The organism is Arthrobacter sp. D5-1 (assembly GCF_017357425.1).
Lineage (GTDB): Bacteria > Actinomycetota > Actinomycetes > Actinomycetales > Micrococcaceae > Arthrobacter.
Map to the genome: position 1 here is coordinate 4,117,483 of NZ_CP014571.1, position 16,804 is coordinate 4,134,286.

The 16,804-nt window shown below is 64.0% G+C and carries 17 protein-coding genes; 9 read left to right on the top strand and 8 right to left on the bottom strand.

All coding sequences use genetic code 11. The features are described 5' to 3' along the window. Positions 1-137 precede the first annotated feature (137 nt). Positions 138-608: a septum formation family protein gene (locus AYX22_RS24165; protein ID WP_242703407.1), complete on the top strand. Its 471-nt coding sequence runs from the start codon at positions 138-140 to the stop codon at positions 606-608. A 44-nt stretch (positions 609-652) separates the two neighbouring features. On the opposite strand, the gene clpB is transcribed toward AYX22_RS24165, so the two are convergent. Continuing rightward, entirely contained in the window at positions 653-3,310 is a 2,658-nt protein-coding gene (clpB, locus tag AYX22_RS18990) for an ATP-dependent chaperone ClpB (protein ID WP_207594994.1), read from the bottom strand. A 170-nt stretch (positions 3,311-3,480) separates the two neighbouring features. Between clpB and AYX22_RS18995 the strand changes: the two genes are divergently transcribed. Next, a complete protein-coding gene (locus AYX22_RS18995) occupies positions 3,481-4,098 on the top strand; it encodes a pyridoxamine 5'-phosphate oxidase family protein (RefSeq protein WP_207594996.1) in 618 nt (205 codons plus the stop codon). A 3-nt stretch (positions 4,099-4,101) separates the two neighbouring features. Here AYX22_RS18995 and AYX22_RS19000 read toward each other — a convergent pair whose 3' ends face one another. The 4 genes from AYX22_RS19000 to AYX22_RS19015 are packed head-to-tail and all read right to left on the bottom strand — an operon-like array spanning position 4,102 to position 7,226. Further along, positions 4,102-5,190, bottom strand: coding sequence for an ATP-binding cassette domain-containing protein (locus AYX22_RS19000; protein WP_207594998.1), 1,089 nt, complete (start codon positions 5,188-5,190; stop codon positions 4,102-4,104). Further along, positions 5,187-6,005 carry an ABC transporter permease gene (locus AYX22_RS19005; protein WP_207597653.1) on the bottom strand — a complete coding sequence of 273 codons (819 nt, stop codon included), beginning with the start codon at positions 6,003-6,005 and terminating at the stop codon, positions 5,187-5,189. The genes AYX22_RS19000 and AYX22_RS19005 overlap by 4 nt, the downstream gene beginning before the upstream one ends. Positions 6,006-6,018: 13 nt before the next feature. After that, positions 6,019-6,819 carry a molybdate ABC transporter substrate-binding protein gene (gene modA, locus AYX22_RS19010; RefSeq protein WP_207595000.1) on the bottom strand — a complete coding sequence of 267 codons (801 nt, stop codon included), beginning with the start codon at positions 6,817-6,819 and terminating at the stop codon, positions 6,019-6,021. Beyond that, positions 6,816-7,226 carry a TOBE domain-containing protein gene (locus AYX22_RS19015; RefSeq protein WP_207595002.1) on the bottom strand — a complete coding sequence of 137 codons (411 nt, stop codon included), beginning with the start codon at positions 7,224-7,226 and terminating at the stop codon, positions 6,816-6,818. The genes modA and AYX22_RS19015 overlap by 4 nt, the downstream gene beginning before the upstream one ends. Before the next feature lie 208 nt (positions 7,227-7,434). On the opposite strand from AYX22_RS19015, the gene AYX22_RS19020 reads away from it, so the two are divergent. From AYX22_RS19020 to AYX22_RS19050, 7 genes are all read left to right on the top strand, one after another. Beyond that, on the top strand, positions 7,435-8,610 hold the full coding sequence (locus AYX22_RS19020) for a histidine kinase (protein ID WP_207595004.1): 1,176 nt from the start codon (positions 7,435-7,437) through the stop codon (positions 8,608-8,610). Further along, positions 8,607-9,257: a response regulator transcription factor gene (locus tag AYX22_RS19025; protein WP_207595006.1), complete on the top strand. Its 651-nt coding sequence runs from the start codon at positions 8,607-8,609 to the stop codon at positions 9,255-9,257. The genes AYX22_RS19020 and AYX22_RS19025 overlap by 4 nt, the downstream gene beginning before the upstream one ends. Positions 9,258-9,347: 90 nt before the next feature. Continuing rightward, complete coding sequence (locus AYX22_RS19030; protein ID WP_207595008.1) at positions 9,348-10,226, top strand: hypothetical protein; 879 nt, start codon at positions 9,348-9,350, stop codon at positions 10,224-10,226. Between the two features lie 64 nt (positions 10,227-10,290). Next, positions 10,291-11,625, top strand: a complete 1,335-nt coding sequence (locus tag AYX22_RS19035; protein ID WP_207595010.1) for an FAD-binding oxidoreductase — start codon at positions 10,291-10,293, stop codon at positions 11,623-11,625. 134 nt (positions 11,626-11,759) lie between these two features. Next, entirely contained in the window at positions 11,760-12,629 is an 870-nt protein-coding gene (locus tag AYX22_RS19040) for a DUF4031 domain-containing protein (protein ID WP_207595012.1), read from the top strand. Then, the gene (locus AYX22_RS19045; protein WP_207595013.1) at positions 12,626-13,390 is read left to right on the top strand and encodes a 2-phosphosulfolactate phosphatase; all 765 of its coding nucleotides are present in this window, start codon (positions 12,626-12,628) and stop codon (positions 13,388-13,390) included. The genes AYX22_RS19040 and AYX22_RS19045 overlap by 4 nt, the downstream gene beginning before the upstream one ends. A 59-nt stretch (positions 13,391-13,449) precedes the next feature. After that, positions 13,450-15,120 carry a sialidase family protein gene (locus tag AYX22_RS19050; RefSeq protein ID WP_207595015.1) on the top strand — a complete coding sequence of 557 codons (1,671 nt, stop codon included), beginning with the start codon at positions 13,450-13,452 and terminating at the stop codon, positions 15,118-15,120. Between the two features lie 12 nt (positions 15,121-15,132). Here the strand turns inward: AYX22_RS19050 and AYX22_RS19055 are convergent, their stop codons facing one another. From AYX22_RS19055 to AYX22_RS19065, 3 genes are all read right to left on the bottom strand, one after another. Continuing rightward, positions 15,133-15,534 carry a YccF domain-containing protein gene (locus AYX22_RS19055; protein ID WP_011776159.1) on the bottom strand — a complete coding sequence of 134 codons (402 nt, stop codon included), beginning with the start codon at positions 15,532-15,534 and terminating at the stop codon, positions 15,133-15,135. Between the two features lie 87 nt (positions 15,535-15,621). Next, positions 15,622-16,071 carry an SRPBCC domain-containing protein gene (locus AYX22_RS19060; RefSeq protein WP_207595017.1) on the bottom strand — a complete coding sequence of 150 codons (450 nt, stop codon included), beginning with the start codon at positions 16,069-16,071 and terminating at the stop codon, positions 15,622-15,624. Between the two features lie 120 nt (positions 16,072-16,191). After that, positions 16,192-16,788 carry a phosphoribosylanthranilate isomerase gene (locus tag AYX22_RS19065; protein WP_207595019.1) on the bottom strand — a complete coding sequence of 199 codons (597 nt, stop codon included), beginning with the start codon at positions 16,786-16,788 and terminating at the stop codon, positions 16,192-16,194. Positions 16,789-16,804 lie beyond the last annotated feature (16 nt).

Consider the following 16,804-nt stretch of genomic DNA (forward strand, 5'->3'; position numbering starts at 1 on the left):
TGCCGTATCCGGGGCAGCAGCCTTATCCCGGGCAACAGCCCGATCCGGGTCAACAACCCTATCCAGGTCAAGAGTCGCCTCCAGAACCCCACGGTGATCCAGTCAAGAGGCAAAGATTGGTCATCGGCGGGATCGTAGTGGGCGTACTCGTACTCATTGGTGTGGTGATCTGGGTACTGCTGAATCTGTTGGGAACCCGGCCCGAAGCCGCTGTCACCACCCCGAGCGCCACTGCTACCCCGGGTCCACTCCCCCGTGACGCCAACTCCAAGGACTTCCAGGTGGGCGACTGCTTCGCCGACTTTGATCCCAACGCCAGCGAGGCACGCGCCGTGGCCTGCGATACCGAACACTCGGCCCAGCTCATTGGGGTGCACGTGTACCCGGGCGACGATTCCTTCCCCGGAACCAACGCCCTCCGGGACAAGGGTCGGGAGGTGTGCAAGACCGCGGTGGCCAAGCTCACCGAGGCCGCCGATAACTACGTCTTGCTTCAGCAAAACGTCTACCCGAGCCCCACCAGTTGGGATCGGGGCGACCGCCGCGTCGATTGCTTCATCGTGGTGGACTCGGGCAACACCATCAAGGAAGACCTCCTGCAGAAGTAGCCCGCCGGGTGCGCTTGCATCCGGCGGGCTGCTTCAAGCGGACTTTACTTCCTGCGGACCGTAAGGCCCGTTCCTACGGGAGCGCCGCCGTCGGGGCCGGTCAGTGCCTCGAGGCCCTCAACGGTGAGCTCGTCCAGGTCGGCTGCGGTGTCCACCAGCACGGTGTCTCCGTCGCTGATTTCGCCGGCAAGGATCTCCTTGGCCAGACGGTCGCCGATCTCCCGCTGGACGAGCCGGCGAAGGGGTCGGGCACCGTAAGCGGGATCGAACCCGGACATGGCCAGCCATGCACGCGCCCCGTCCGAAACTTCCAGGCTCAAGCGGCGATCCCGGAGTCGGTTGCTGAGCTCGGCCACGTGGAGTTCCACGATCCGGGCCAGTTCCTCCACGGACAGCGGATCGAAGAGCACGATCTCGTCCAGGCGGTTCAGGAACTCCGGCTTGAAGGATGCCTGCACCACAGCCATGACGGCCTCGCGCTTGGCCTTGGCGTCCATGGTGGGGTCCACCAGGAACTGGCTTCCGGAGTTGGACGTCAGCACCAGGATGGTGTTGCGGAAGTCCACGGTGCGGCCCTGACCGTCGGTGAGCCGGCCGTCGTCGAGGACCTGCAGGAGGATGTCGAAGACCTCCGGGTGGGCCTTCTCCACCTCGTCCAGCAGCACCACGGAATACGGCCTGCGCCGCACAGCCTCAGTCAGCTGGCCGCCCTCCTCATAGCCCACGTATCCGGGAGGGGCACCCACCAGGCGGGCCACCGAATGCTTCTCGCTGTACTCGGACATGTCGATCCGGATCATGGCGCGTTCGTCGTCAAAGAGGAAGTCTGCCAAAGCCTTGGCCAGCTCCGTCTTACCTACGCCGGTGGGGCCAAGGAACAGGAACGAACCCGTGGGGCGATTGGGATCGCTGATGCCTGCGCGCGCACGGCGCACAGCATCGGACACAGCCTGTACAGCCTTGCTCTGCCCGATCAGGCGCTTGCCAAGCTCCTCTTCCATGTGGAGCAGCTTCTGCGACTCACCTTGCAGCATGCGGCCGGCAGGGATCCCCGTCCAGGCAGAGATCACCTCGGCGATGTCGTCAGCAGTCACGTCTTCGGCGACCATCAACTCGGGCTTTGACTCGCTCCGGGCCGATTCTTCCTCTGCAGCGGCGCTCAACTCCCGTTCCAGTGCGGGCAGCTCGCCGTAAAGGATCCGCGACGCCGATTCGAGGTCGCCCTCGCGCTGGGACTTGTCCGCGGCGGAACGCAGTTCGTCAATCCTTGCCTTGAGCTCGCCCACCCGGTTGAGCCCGGCCTTCTCGGCTTCCCAGCGCGCATTCAGGGCACTGAGTTCCTCGTTCTTGTCGGCTTTGTCCGCGCGGAGGGCAGCCAGTCGTTCCACCGATGCCGGATCGGTCTCGCCTTGCAAGGCCAGCTCTTCCATAGTCAAGCGGTCAACGGCGCGGCGCAGCTGGTCGATCTCTTCCGGCGCGGAATCGATCTCCATGCGGAGCCGGGACGCGGCCTCATCCACGAGGTCGATGGCCTTATCAGGGAGCTGCCGGCCCGAGATGTAGCGGTTGGACAGCGTTGCCGCGGCCACCAACGCGGAGTCGGCGATGGCCACTTTGTGGTGCGCCTCGTAACGCTCCTTCAGGCCGCGGAGGATACCAATGGTGTCCTCCACGCTGGGCTCGCCCACGTAGACCTGTTGGAAGCGGCGCTCCAGGGCCGGGTCCTTTTCAATGTTCTCGCGGTACTCATCCAAGGTGGTGGCGCCGATGAGGCGGAGCTCGCCCCGGGCCAGCATGGGCTTGAGCATGTTGCCTGCATCCATGGCGCTTTCACCCGTTGCACCTGCACCTACCACTGTGTGGATTTCGTCGATGAACGTGACGATCTGGCCGTTGGAGTTCTTGATCTCCTCAAGCACGGCCTTCAGTCGTTCTTCGAACTCGCCGCGGTACTTTGCGCCGGCAACCATGGAGGCCAGGTCCAGCGCGATGAGCGTCTTGCCGCGCAGGCTCTCCGGGACGTCACCGGCCACCATACGCTGGGCGAGTCCTTCAACCACGGCGGTCTTGCCGACGCCGGGCTCGCCAATCAGCACGGGGTTGTTCTTGGTGCGGCGGCTCAGGACCTGAACGACACGACGGATCTCGCTGTCGCGCCCGATCACGGGGTCCAGCTTGCCCGAACGGGCAACTGCAGTGAGGTCTGTGCCGAACTTCTCCAGCGCTTGGAAGGTGTTTTCCGGGTCCGGTGAGTTGACGTTCCTGTCCCCTCGGACACCCGGCAGGGCGGCGAGCAGCGCCTCATGGGAGGCACCGGCGTCGCGCATCAGCTTTCCGACGGCGTCACTTCCTGCCGAGAGGCCCAACAGAAGATGTTCAGTGGAGACGAAGGAGTCGCCAAGTTTGTCAGCCTCATTCTGGGCAGCCTGGATGGCCTGCATGGATTGGCGCGACAATTGTGCCTGCTGGACAGAACTGCCTGAGGACGACGGCAGCGCTTTGATAGCCGAGCTGGCCTGCACGCTCACGGCATCAGGGTCGGCACCGGTGGCTCGCAGCAGGGCCACTGCAACGCCTTCACGCTGGTCCATCAGCGCCTTCAACAGATGCGCGGGCTCAAGCTGCGGGTTGCCGGCAGTCGAGGCATTCATGGCGGCCGCAGAAAGGGCCTCCTGGCTTTTGGTGGTGAATTTGACGTCCAAAGAGTGCTCCCTTTCTGGAGTGGATCCGATGCTTTCAAAGTTGAGTCTACTACGCTCAACTTTAATTTTCAGACCACTGGGTTCCATGTTTGCCCACGGCGAAACCCGTGTCCAGACAAAACCGTGACTATGTGAATAACAGGCAGCTTCCGCACCCGTAGGCTGGGGCCATGGACACCATTTCAAGCGCGGATGAACTCGAAGAACTCATAGGCCTGCCCCTTGAACGCACGCGAAAAAAAGTGCGTACGTCGCTCAGCGATTTTGACCGCCAATGGTTGGCCGCGAGCCCCTTTTGCGTGGTGTCCACCACGGACGCCCAGGGTCGCGTTGACGCTTCTCCCAAGGGGGATCCCGCAGGATTCATCCACGTCCTGGATCACCAGACCATTGCCATCCCCGAGCGGCCCGGCAACAAGCTGGCCTTCGGTTTCCACAACATCCTGGAGAACCCCAACGTCGGCATTCTGTCCGTAGTCCCCGGCCGGACGGACACCTTGCGGATCAACGGTACGGCGCAGATTGTCCGGGATGCCGATTTCTTCGATCACATGGTGGTCAAGGGACATCGACCCCGAGCTGCCATTGTGGTCACCGTTGACGAAGTCTTCACGCATTGCGGCAAGGCCTTCATGCGCAGCGGCTTGTGGCAGCCTGAAACCTGGGAACCGGAAGGGCTGCCCAGCATCGCGGTCCTGTCCAAGGCCTACACCCAACCGGAGACACCGCTGGAAGAGTTGGAGTCCTACTACGGACCCTCCTACGCCGAGCGGATGTACCGGGACTGAATTTCACGCCGGGTACAGCGAGACCAACGCGGACTTGACCACGAACCTCACCTCCATGCCAGGCACCAGGCCCAGATCGGCAGAAGCAGCCGGGGTGATGTCGGCGGAAAGGACCTGCGCAGATTGCCCCAGACTTGCGCGCACCCTGATCTGGTCGCCGTGTGGTTCAAGGTCCGTGATGACCACGGGAAAGGAATTGCGCGGGCTGCCGTGCACCTCACCGGGAAAAACGGAAACGCTCGACGGCGGGAACGCTGCCACGCCTGCCTGGCCGGACTGGGGTGACCAGTCGGGGTCGTGCTGGCCGGCGAAAACCCGGCCATCCGGCGTCGTAATCCCGTCCTCGCTGAGGGTGCCGGCAACGAGGTTAAGCCCTGCCAAGCCGGCTGCGAAATGGCTTCTGGGCCTTTCAAGGACCTGGCGTGTAGGGCCTTGCTCGGCGATCCTTCCGTTTTCCACCACGATGACGCGATCGGCAAGCATGTAGGCATCCAGGACGTCGTGCGTAACAATGATGGCTTTGCGGCCCTCAAGAACCCGCTTGAGCACGCGGCGCAGCAAGGGGGCAGCATGGATATCAAGTGCGGCCATGGGCTCGTCAAGGAGGAGGAGTTCCGGTTCGGCTGCCAAAGCGCGCGCCACCGCAACCCGTTGGGCCTGCCCGCCGGACATTTGGGAGGGCTTCCTGTCGGCCAGCGGCGAGGCATCAACCTCCGCCAGCCAGTGCCGGGCAGTTTCCCGCGCGTCCGCCTTCGAAGCCCCCGCACTGCGCGGCCCGAACGCCACGTTGTCCAACGCGTTCAGGTGGGGAAACAGGAGGGCTTCCTGGGCCAGTAGGGCGGTCCCCCTGAGGTGCGGTGGGCTCCACAAGCGAGTGTCGCCGTCGAGGTTGAACAACGCCCGTTCGCCGTTTTTCGTTGTGCCCATCGTGGCCGCGCCGGAATCCGGCCGCAGCAGTCCGGCGATCACACCCAACAGCGTCGATTTCCCGGCCCCGTTGGGACCAAGAATGGCAACGGTCTCGCCGTCGTTGAGCCTGAGGGACATGTCGAAATTCCTGGCGCCGAGGCTGGCCTGCATTTGAAAACTCACGATTGGACCTCCACGCGCTTACTGCCCTGCCTGCGGCCGTAGCTGAGCCCCACCACGGCAACCGCCACCGCCACCAGCACCAAGGACAGTGCGACGGCGGCATCGGCGTCGGTCTCCCGCTGCAGATAGATCTCCAACGGCAACGTGCGGGTGACCCCTTCCAGGCTTCCCGCGAAGGTCAGGGTGGCTCCGAATTCGCCCAAGCTGCGTGCGAAGGACAACACCGCACCGGACGCGAGCCCCGGCAGGACCAACGGGAGCGTGACCCGGCGGAGAACCGTGGTTGGCCGGGCGCCGAGTGTCGCAGCGACGGCTTCGTACTTCTTTCCGGCTGATCGCAGAGCCCCCTCCAGGCTGACCACCAGGAACGGCAGGGCCACAAAAGTCTGGGCCAGGACCACCGCGGTAGTGGAAAATGCAATCTGGATTCCCGCCACCTCCAAGGACTTCCCCAGCAGGCCCTGGCGCCCAAACGTGTACAGCAGCGCGATGCCCCCGACGACGGGCGGCAGCACCAGCGGTAAGAGGACAAACGCCCTCAGCAGGCGCTGACCTGGAAAGTCGCCACGCGCCAGCACCAACGCCAAAGGAACACCCAGCCCGATGCAGAGCACCGTGCTTGCGGCCGAGGTTCGCAGGCTAAGGCTCAGTGCTGCGAGCGAGGACTCGGACGTGATGAGTGGGATGAACTGCGGCCAGTTGACCTTGGCCAGCATTGCCACCAATGGCAGGACCACCAGTAATCCTCCGAGAGCGGCCACGGCATAGATCCACCGCGGGATGCCGTTGTACCCGGAGGCGTCTCGTTTCATCAGCGCTCCCGGACCACTACGGCGTGCCGAAGCCGGCGTCGCCCAGGATCTTCTTGCCGGCGTCGCCGGTGACCATGGCAATGAATGCCGCTGCCAACGCCTTGTTCTTGCTGGTGCCCACTGTGGCTATGGGGTAAGTGTTGACGGCTTGGTCTGATTCCGGGAAGGGGATGCCCTTGACCTTGCCCCCGGCCCCCTTGACGTCCGTGACGTAGACCAGGCCTGCATCGGCTTCGCCCGAGGTGACCTTGCCGAGGACATCCGTGACGGACGATTCCTCGCTGACCGGACGCAACATGGTTCGGCTCGCCTTCTCAACGGCGTCCGTGGCTGCCCCGCATGGCACCTGGCTCGCGCAGGTGACCACCTTGACTCCGGGTTTGGCCAAGTCGGCAAAGGAAGAGATCGACGCCGGATTGCTGGGTGGGACGGCAATCTCCAGGACGTTGGTGGCGAAGTCGGTCGCCGTACCATCCACGAGTTTGGCCTCGGCAAGCTTGGTCATGTTCTTGGTATCGGCTGAAGCGAACACGTCGGCGGGGGCGCCTTGGGTGATCTGCGTGACCAGGTCGGAGGAGCCGGCGAAACTCAGATTCACCCTGGTGCCCGGGTTCTTGGCTTCGAAGTCATCGGCCAATTGGGTGAAGGTCATTTTCAGTGATGCTGCGGCGAAGACGGTGATCTCCCCGGAGGGCTGCCCCGAGGTTGCAGCGCCGCCGGAGGCCGGACCCGCGGTCCCTGAAGCGCAGCCCGACAGACTGGCAGAAAGGACTCCTGCAAGCAGCAGCGCGCTGAGCGGCTTATGGGTGAGACTCATACGATGCTCTTTCCCTGGGGAGTTTCGATGATGACAGTGGTGGCCTTGACCACGGCGGTGGCCACCGAACCAAGTTCCAGGCCGAGCTCAGTGACGGCTTCACTGCTCATGAGTGACACCACGCGGAAAGGCCCGCATTGAAGCTCCACTTGAGCCATGACCTTGTCCGCGGTGATGCCCGTGACCAGGCCAACGAACCGGTTCCGGGCCGAGCTTCCTGTCCGCGAGGGATCGTTGGGAAGGTGTGATTGCCCGCGGGCAAGCGTTGCGAGTTCAAGTCCGTCCACTGCGAGGCGTCCGGCCGAGTCTTTCTGGGCGGTCAGCGTTCCGTTTTCCGTCCAGCGCCTTACGGTGTCGTCGCTGACACCCAGGAAGCGAGCGGCCTCCGAGATTCGTATTTGCGGCATGGAATGAGTCTAGTTCCGTATTTGCGGATTCTGCATCAGCATTTCACCGCAAACGAAATGTGATCAATGGTTCTTGCCAAGCGCGATTCGGTGCGCGGCCGCCGTCGTGCAGGGAACCTCAGCACCTCGGACGAACTTGCTCCACCTTCCGGGTGAAACCGACCGAAACGGCGCCGACGCCGGGTCCGCGCACCCTAGTGTTGAGGACATGTCCACGAGCATCCAAGCCCTTCGCCCCGCAGCCGCGCCGATCGTTGCCGCTGCCATGCTCGTGGCGCTGATGATCCTCGACGAGCACGGCTTCGATGCTGCGAGCGCTGTCCTGTTTGCGCTGACGGCAGCGGTGGCCGCAGCGGAGCTGATTCCGGTTCCGGCCTTCATCTTCGCGTTCGCAGCATTGGGGCTCCAGGCATTCGGCGTCTTCCCGAGCGTGATGGTGACCGGCGCAACCCAGTTCGTCATGCTTCCCGTTCTTGTCTTCTTCGCAACCCTGGGCTGGAGAGAACCGCAACGGTGGCCGCTTCCCGTCGCCGCTGTTGCCGCCGCCGGGATGGTGGCTGTGAACTGGTTCGCCGACACCAGCTGGATCAATTTCGTGTTCGGCAAGCAACTCGCCGAAGCGGGTACTTTCCGGATCGCCCTGTATGCCTTCCTGGTTTTTGCATCCTTTACAGCCCTCAACCTTGCGGGGTGGGCGGCGGCAACTACTGTGCGGCAGGCTGCCGCCAACCGGCAGGCCAAGGAACAGGCAGAATCGCGCCTCGAATCGACGTCCGTCGCTTTGATAGTTGAGCAGGAGCGCAACAGGATTGCCCGGGAACTGCACGATGTCCTTGCACACTCGCTCGCGGTGATCACGGCGCAGGCCGAGGGGATCCGCTACGTCCACAGGACCGAGCCGGAGTCAGTGGAGGAAGCGGCCGGCATCATCGCGTCGTCAGCCAGGAGTGCATTGCAGGAGACGCGGCGGCTGGTGCAGAGCTTCGGCTCCGAGCTTGACGGCCCTGCCCCCGGAGCAGCAGACCTGCCGGCCCTCGCGCAACGGCTTCACAGCAGCGGCATGCCCGTGGAACTTCACACCGGCGGCCTGGAAGGGCTCTCGCCCGTGGAGGACCTCACCGTGTACAGGATTGTGCAGGAGAGCCTGACAAATGCCTTCAAACACGGAGACCGCAGCGCGGGCGCCACCGTGATGGCGGATCGTGACGCCACCGGCCTGCGGCTGACGATCCGCTCAAAACTGGCCGACGGCGGTACGGACGTACCGCCGTCGGGAACCGGCCGCGGCATCCCCGGCATGCGTGAACGCGCGACGGCGGCAGGCGGCTACCTGACAACGGTCACCGACGGCCAACTCTTCGAAGTGGAGGCGACCCTGCCGTGAGTGAGGCAAAGATCCGTGTAGCGCTGGTGGACGACCAGCCCCTGTTCAGCGCAGGCCTGAAGATGATCCTTCGCAGCCAACCGGACCTGGATCTGGTGGGAGAGGCGACGGACGGCGAGCAGGCCGTTGCCCTCGCGTCGGACGTCGGACCGGACGTGATGCTGATGGATATCCGGATGCCGGTGATGGACGGGATCACGGCCACCCGGCGAATCACGGACGGCCCGGGTAGGACAAAGGTCATTGTGCTCACCACCATCCAGCACGATGAGGCAGTGGTCCGGGCCATTCAGGCCGGTGCCGGCGGGTTCCTGACCAAGGACGCAACCCCGGAATTCCTGCTGGCAGCCATCCGGACCGTCCACTCGGGCCACGCAGTCATGGCACCGTCGGCCACCAATGAACTGCTCCGCGACTACACCACCCCTTCGGCCGCCGATTCGTCAGTCCTGGAACCGCTGTCCGCGCGCGAGCGCGATGTATTCATGCTGGCTGCCAAGGGCCTCGCCAACGGGGAGATCGCGGCGTCGCTGGTGCTCAGTGATGCCACCGTCAAGACCCATATCGGCAGCATTCTCTCCAAGCTCACGCTCAAGAACCGCATCCAACTGGTGGCATTTGCCTACCAGAACAGGCTGCTCGGCTAGCTCCAACTGCCTTACCGAATGCCCCGGGACTACCGGGGCAGGCCACCGCATTGCCAAAAACGGACGATAATTCGTCACGAAGGAGAAACAGTGAAGAAGAAGACTATTGGGGCACTGATTCTTGCCGCCGGTGCAGCCGCTACGTTGGCCGCAGCTGCCACACCTGGAGTTTCCTCCATGCTGACCAAGCCTGCCGAGCGTCCGGTCTCCGGCATCACCTTGGCCGCTGAGCAGTTCGCGTCCGAGGATGCGATTGCACAGAGGGGCGTGGCGGAGGCTGTTCGGAGGTGCATGTCCAAAGCGGGCTATGACTACACCCCTGCAGCATCAGGACAGCAGTCAGTAGATCTCAAACACCACATCGGCTTCACCACACTCACCGTTGAAACTGCCCGCGCTTCCGGCTACGCCACCTTCAAGCCCCAGGGGCCGGGGGAGCCTGCCACGAACTCCGAAGTGGGAAAGCTCCTTGCCGATCCTGCCTTCCAGGCGGCATTGAATGGCGGCGGACCCTCGGAGCAAAATGTGGTCGAGTCTTCTGAGGGGTTGGGCATGCAGTGGGGAGGATGCACGGCCGAGGGCATCACAGCCATCTACGGCAATGCCAATGACTACATGCGGGCCACCGGCTTGGCGTTCAACTCTTTATTGGTTGCCACAAACGCTGCGGCTGCGGATGCCGACATCCAGAGTGCCGTGGACGCTTGGAAAAACTGCATGTCCATGACGGCCTTCCCTTACAGCCTCCCGGGTGAGGCCGCTTCGGCCGGCTTGGATGCCGGAGGCCAGAAGGAACTCAAGATCGCCGTCACCGATGCCACCTGCCGCGCGGACACCAACTTCGATGCCAAGCTCACCACCGTTCTGGATAAATACCTGACCACGCGGATGAAGGAGTTGGAGACCGAAGTGGCCGCGGTCAAACAAATCCGAAGCGATGCCTCGGCCCGGGCAAAGGCTTTGCTCTAGCACCAAAGGACCCACAGCCGTACCCTGTTCTAGGGAGAGAGTCTTAGGCGCGAAGGAGCCTCCCATGGAATGGATTCGTCCGGACAGCCCCACCTATGACGAGGCCCGGAAACTCTTCAACGCGATGATCGACCGCAGGCCGGCGGTGATCGCCAAATGTTCTGATCCCGGCGAGGTTGCTGAGGCTCTCAGATACGCGCACAACCACAATCTGGATGTCGCGGTTCGTTCAGGCGGCCATTCGGTGGCGGGCATGTCCACCAATGATGGCGGGCTGGTGGTCGATGTACGTCCGATGAAGTCCATCAGCGTCAACACAGAGGCGAAGACCGCTACAGCGGGTGCCGGGCTCACGTGGGGCGAGTTCGACCGCGCAACCCAGCAGTACGGCTTGGCAGTGACCGGCGGGCGAGCGTCCACCACGGGTGTCTCCGGCTTCACCTTGGGTGGGGGTTCGGGGTGGCTGGAGCGGTCCTACGGCTTTGCGTGCGACAACCTGCTTTCGGTGGACCTGGTCACAGCGTCCGGAGATCGGGTGACTGCCAGCCCGGGCGAAAATCCCGAGTTGTTTTGGGCACTCCACGGCGGAGGCGGGAACTTCGGAGTGGCGACGTCCCTGACCTTCAAACTGCACGACGTCGGCCCCACCGTGATGGCCGGCCTGATGCTGTTTCCTGGTGAGGATGCCACGGATTTGTCCCGCGCCTACCGCCAACTCGCCCTTGACGCGCCCGACGCTGTAGGGACTGCACTCGTGTACCTCACTGCTCCACCGGAAGAGTTCGTCCCGGAGGACATGGTGGGCAAGCTCGCCGTCGGCATGGCCTACATCCATGCCGGTGATGTTGAGGCGGGCGAGGAACACGCCAAACCGTTCAAGGAACTCGGTCCGAGTGTTGATCTGGTGTCACCCATGGGTTACGCCGACTTCCAGTGCATGATCGATGACCCCCCGGACCACTACAACTACTGGAGCGCGGACTATCACAACGAACTCTCTGACGATGCCCTGGACGTGCTGGTGGACTCTGCCCAACGCCTTCCAGGACCGAATTCCCAGCAGTTGGTGGCACGTTGGGGCGGAGCAGTGGCTGGGCCCGCTGCGGCGAACACACCGCTGCAACACCGCGGCGCAGCATGGGTCAGCCATCCGTTCGGCCTGTCCGAAACAAGGGAGGGCGGTCAAGAGGCCAAAGCGTGGGTGAAGCAATTCAGGCAAGACATCGCTCCCCACACCACGGGAGGAGTGTGGCTGAACTTCATCGGCGACGAAGGCCAGGACCGCATCATGGCTGCTTACGGCGAACAGAACTACCGGCGGCTGTCCAAGGTGAAAGCTCAGTTCGATCCGGACAACGTGTTCCGCGGCAACCAGAACATCCTGCCCGCCGAGCGCTGACATTTCCCTAGGCTCCTTCCCAGTTGCCGTGAACAGTACGGGCAGTGAAGCCCGAATTTCCGGGGCGGCAGCACGGCGGTAGACGTCCCGACGGCCGGCAACTGGGAAGGATCGCTTGGGACTACACTTTGGCAATGGCCGTCTACATCGATCCGCCCTTGTGGCCAGCGCACGGGACCTTTTTTTCGCATCTGGTATCGGATTCATCGCTGGATGAGCTTCATGCTTTCGCAACCGCTGCCGGGGTTCCGGAGAGGGCCTTCGACGGAGACCATTACGACGTTCCCGAACGGCGGTACGACGACCTGGTCCTTGCTGGCGCCATCCCCGTTGAGGCTCGGATCCTGGTCCGTAAACTCATCGCCAGCGGGCTGCGGATTCCTGCGCGGGAACGGAGCAAAGCCTTGACGGTCCCTCTGATGGAGCGATGGAACAGCATCTTTCCCGGCTACGAGGAGTTGGGCCTGGAACTCTTGGAACGGTGGGGCGAGGACGGCCGGAAGTATCACAGCCGCACCCACCTCCTGGCTGTTCTTGAGGCCTTGGACGTTCTCACCGAACCAGCCTTGCCTGCACGGACCGTTTCCTTGGCGGCGTGGTTTCACGACGCCGTTTATGAAGGCGTGGACGGCCAGGATGAGGAAGAATCAGCTCTGTTGGCCGAGGACCGGCTGACCGCCGCCGGGCTCTCCGCCGTCGACGTGGCCGAAGTGGCGCGGCTGGTCCGGCTCACGTCCTCGCACTCCCCCGAGCCCGGTGACCATGCCGGCGCCCTGCTCTGCGACGCCGATCTCTCCGTCCTCGGTGGCGACGAGCAAGCCTACGCCCGGTATCTGGCGGCCGTCCGCGAAGACTACGCGCACGTCAGCGACGCCGACTTCGCGAAGGGCCGCGCCGCCGTCGTGCGTCATCTTCTGGGACTTGATCCGTTGTTCCATGGCGAACGCGCCAAGGCGCTCTGGCTCGACGCCGCGCGCCGCAACCTCGCCGGCGAACTCGCGTGAGTGGTTCCATCAGCGAACCTGGCGCACCGCAGCGGCAGCTTCCGTACGCAGTCCGGTTTGAGTGGGGGCTCGACGGCGCCCGCGCGGTAGTGCCCGGAGCCGACCTTGCGGTGGTGGTTGACGTCCTGTCGTTCACCACGTGCGTGAGTGTCGCGGTGGACCGCGGGGCCATAGTGTTTCCCTACCCGTTGCGGGATGCGGCGGCGAGCGAGTTCGCGGTCCGTCATGATGCCCTGCTCGCGGGACCCCGGGGTTCTGAAGGCCTGAGCTTGTCGCCGTCCAGCCTCCGCCGGGCCCGCGTGCTGGATCGCGTGGTTCTCCCCTCTCCCAACGGGTCGACCATCAGCCACGAACTTGCTTCATCGGCTCGCCAAGTGGTGGCGGTCTCGCTCAGGAATGCCGCAGCGACGGCCGACTGGGTCCACGCCACCTTGCCCCCAGAGGCCGTGATCGCCGTGATAGCAGCGGGCGAAAAGTGGACGGACGGGGCGTTGCGGCCGGCGTTGGAGGATCAGCTCGGAGCCGGTGCGTTCATCGCCGGGTTGGCAGCGACCGGGCGACGAAGTCTCTCCCCGGAGGCGGCTGCTGCTGCGGCGGCCTTCGACGCCGCCGAGCCCCGGCTGGCCGCCATTCTTCGGGGCTGTTCCAGTGGACGCGAACTGATCGACGCCGGTTTTGCGGACGATGTCAGCATCGCGGCGGAGTTGGACGGCAGTTCCGTGGTGGCCCTGCTTCGGGACGGGGCTTTTCAGGCTGGGTAGGCGTTGATGGTCACTCGCCAGGGTATCGGCGCGCACATGGCCCGAGCTAGCATAGAGGTGTGACCTCCTACCTCCTGAGTTCCGCCCGTGCCGAAATGCCTCTGGCCCGTCCCGATGTTGAACATGTCCTGGCCGTCCGCGGCGCGGGTGGCTACCGTCAGTACCGCATCCCGGCGCTTGCCATCAGCGCGCGGGGCACGGTGTTGGCCGCCTACGACGGCCGCCCTAATCTGGACGACCTGCCCAATCCCATCGATCTACTCCTGCGTCGCAGCTATGACAACGGGGTCACGTGGGAGCCGCAGCAGCTTGTCCGCACGGGTTCCGGGTTGCACGGTTTTGGTGATCCGAGCCTGCTGGTGGACGCCGAAACCGGCCGCATCTTCATGTTCCACGCCGCCGGGACGCACGCGGGCTTCTTCGAGGCCGTGGCGGGTTTGGAGCCGGATGACGACGTGCAGCATGCGGACGTCAGCTTCTCAGACGACGACGGCGACACCTGGCAGCACCGTCGGCTTACGGCGCAGCTCAAGAGGCGCGGAGTGACAGGCCTTTTCGCTGCGGCAGGACAAGGAATTCAGATGCACGCCGGGCCTTTTGCGGGCAGGTTGGTGCAGCAGTACGTGGTGTTGGTGGACGGTTCCATCATGGCCGCATCTGCGTTCAGCGACGACCACGGCGAAACGTGGGCCTTGGGTGGGCTGATTGGTCCGGGTCCCTCCGGGATCGGGCCCAATGAAAACAAAGTTGTGTGCCTGGACGATGGCCGGCTGCTCCTGCATTCACGGGCAACGCCGTGCCGATTGTCCGCTGTATCCGAGGACGGCGGGCTTTCGTGGAGTCCGTTGCGGGCTGTTCCAGAGTTGCCGGACCCCAGCGACAACGGTTCCTTGGCGCGCTTCGACGGTCTGCCCTGTGTGGCTGCTTTTGCCACGCCGGAGACCTCATCCTGGCTGCTCGCGAGCAACAACCACGACCCCCATCTGCGTCGCAACACTGTCCTGAGCCTCTCCCCCGACAACGGCGCCACCTGGCCCGCCAAGCTGTTGCTCTGCGGAGGCAGTTCGGCGTATTCGACGGTGACGCGGCTCCCTGACGGGAACATCGGGGTTCTCTATGAACGGCAGGGGTACCGGGAGATCGTGTTCGCGTCGATCCCTGCCGAGCAGCTGACGGAGCAGCTGTCCGCTACTCCGCACCCAGTTTCGGATGCCTCGGAGTCTAGTGGCTTGGCATTCGACATGGAGCTCCGGTCCATCACCCCAGGCAGGCCCGCCGTGTGGCAGAACGCCGGCGACTTCCACCTGATCCCCTCCAACAGCGACGGCGAATGGGATGTGCAGACCTGGAAGGAAATCGGCCAAGGCTACGCCGGGGACCAGGTTCTTGGCACGCGGGAGGCGCAGGACCTCAACTACGGCCCCATCATCCCAGGCTACAAAGCCGGGGACATCCTCGCCTTCACTGGACGCGTCCGCAACGGAGGCACTAAACCAGCTGCCGGCGTCGTACTTCTCGGACCGCACCACAACGCCGGTGGGTTCCCGCCTGCGGACCTGCTGCCCGGCGAAAACGCTCTCTATTTCACGCCCACGTACACCGTCACTGAGGCGGACCTGGAGCGCAGCACCTTGGAACTCGTGTTCACAGCAGAAGCCGACGGCGGAACGGTGCGTTTGGAGCGGGCGTTCCGTTTCGACCTGCGCACCGGCGCCGTGGTGGCTTCCTAGCGGCGGCGCACCTTAGCGGTAGGTGCTGACGAACGGCTGGTTGGTGGGCACAATCTGCTTGCCCAGCGGCATCAGGGACACCGGGATGAGCTTCAGGTTGGCGATGGCCAGCGGGATGCCAATGATGGTGATGGCCATGGCAAACGCGGTGACCACGTGGCCGATCGCGATCCAGATGCCCGCGACGAGCAGCCAGATCACGTTGCCCAGGAGCGCGAACACCCCGGCTCCTCCCGGCTTCTCCACCACCATTTGGCCAAAGGGCCACAGGCAGTAGGCACCGATCCGGAACGAAGCGATGCCCCACGGGATGGTCACGATGAGTACGCAGCAAATGATGCCCGCCGCGAAGTAACCCAAGGCCAGCCAGAACCCACCAAAGACGAGCCAGATGATGTTAAGGAGCGTTTTCATAGTTCCCATTCTCCCCTGTGGGCCTGACAAAAAGCCTAGGGGTCTGCCCTGATTCTTCCCTGACCTGTGGATGTGTTCCTGTGCGGCTCAGGCCAGCAGTTCGTCCAGCTTGTCGAACGAGGTGCTCCAGCCATCGCGGGTCATGTCCACCCACTCCTGGGATTCGAAGGGTCCCTGGGTGACGTTCATGCGGGTACGGCCGTTGAGGTCCTCGAATTCCAGTCGCATCTCCTCGAATTCGTGATCGGCATCCGGAGCAGCTTTGGCTTTCGCGACCAGAAGAGCCGGGGTTTCCAACTCCGTAATCACGGCTTCGATGGGGGCTTCCTGCTCGCCGTCCTCGTCCGACCACACCATGACCACCTGCCAGATGCCTCCCACCCGCGGCTCAACGATGATTTTCTCCCGGGGAGCCTCCACTTCCGCGGGACCGAACCACTGCGCAAGCTTGTCCGGCTCCATCCAGGCGTCGAAAACCTTCTCACGAGGGGAATCAAACTCGCGGCTCATGGTCAGGGTGAAGTGTTCCGTGCTCATTGCTTGACTCCTGGTATCCGTGTGATTCGTTCTCTTGGGAGCGAGTCTAGAGGGTGCCACCGGAAACGTCGCGGGATGTGAGAGAGCGATCCGTTCAAGCACGCGGGATGTGAGAGAGGGTCAGGCTTTCGCGGCTTCGACGAACGCGCGGATCTTGGCCAGGTCCTTCACACCGCGGGATGACTCGACACCGGAGGACACGTCCACACCCCACGCGCCGGCCGCAGTTGCTGCGAAGGCTACGTTGCCCGGTTCGAGGCCACCGGCGAGCAGCCACTTGCGGCCGTCGAGCCCCTTGGCACGGACCGATGCGTAGTCCCAAGCCTCCCCCGACCCCGGAACCGCGGCGTCAACCAGGAACACATCCTCGCCCAGGTTTGCGAACTCGTCCTGGGCGGCACCCATGGTTACGGCGCGAATGAGCCGCATCCCGGCGTCGTGCACTGTTTTTACGTCGTCCGCAGTCCGGTGACCGTGGAGCTGAACCCACTCGAGCCCAGCCGCACGGGCCGTGGCAACTGCATCAGCCGCGGATTCGTGCCGGAACACGCCCGCTGCACGAACACCCTCCGGAACCAACGGGAGCAAAATGCGCACTTGATCCGGGCTGACTTCTCGCGGGCTGGCCGTGAGCACGAACCCCACGGCGTCAGCGCCGGCGTCGACTGCTTCACGGACGGATTCAGGCGTGCTCAATCCGCACACTTTGACGAACATTCCCGTGCCTCCAGCC

What these genes read in the sequence shown, in the direction of transcription:
- AYX22_RS18995 (WP_207594996.1), top strand. Translation starts at nt 3,481, where the DNA reads ATGGACACCATTTCAAGCGCGGATGAACTCGAAGAACTCATAGGCCTG.
- modA (WP_207595000.1), bottom strand. Translation starts at nt 6,819, where the DNA reads ATGAGTCTCACCCATAAGCCGCTCAGCGCGCTGCTGCTTGCAGGAGTC.
- AYX22_RS19015 (WP_207595002.1), bottom strand. Translation starts at nt 7,226, where the DNA reads ATGCCGCAAATACGAATCTCGGAGGCCGCTCGCTTCCTGGGTGTCAGC.
- AYX22_RS19020 (WP_207595004.1), top strand. Translation starts at nt 7,435, where the DNA reads ATGTCCACGAGCATCCAAGCCCTTCGCCCCGCAGCCGCGCCGATCGTT.
- AYX22_RS19035 (WP_207595010.1), top strand. Translation starts at nt 10,291, where the DNA reads ATGGAATGGATTCGTCCGGACAGCCCCACCTATGACGAGGCCCGGAAA.
- AYX22_RS19040 (WP_207595012.1), top strand. Translation starts at nt 11,760, where the DNA reads ATGGCCGTCTACATCGATCCGCCCTTGTGGCCAGCGCACGGGACCTTT.
- AYX22_RS19055 (WP_011776159.1), bottom strand. Translation starts at nt 15,534, where the DNA reads ATGAAAACGCTCCTTAACATCATCTGGCTCGTCTTTGGTGGGTTCTGG.
- AYX22_RS19060 (WP_207595017.1), bottom strand. Translation starts at nt 16,071, where the DNA reads ATGAGCACGGAACACTTCACCCTGACCATGAGCCGCGAGTTTGATTCC.
- AYX22_RS19065 (WP_207595019.1), bottom strand. Translation starts at nt 16,788, where the DNA reads ATGTTCGTCAAAGTGTGCGGATTGAGCACGCCTGAATCCGTCCGTGAA.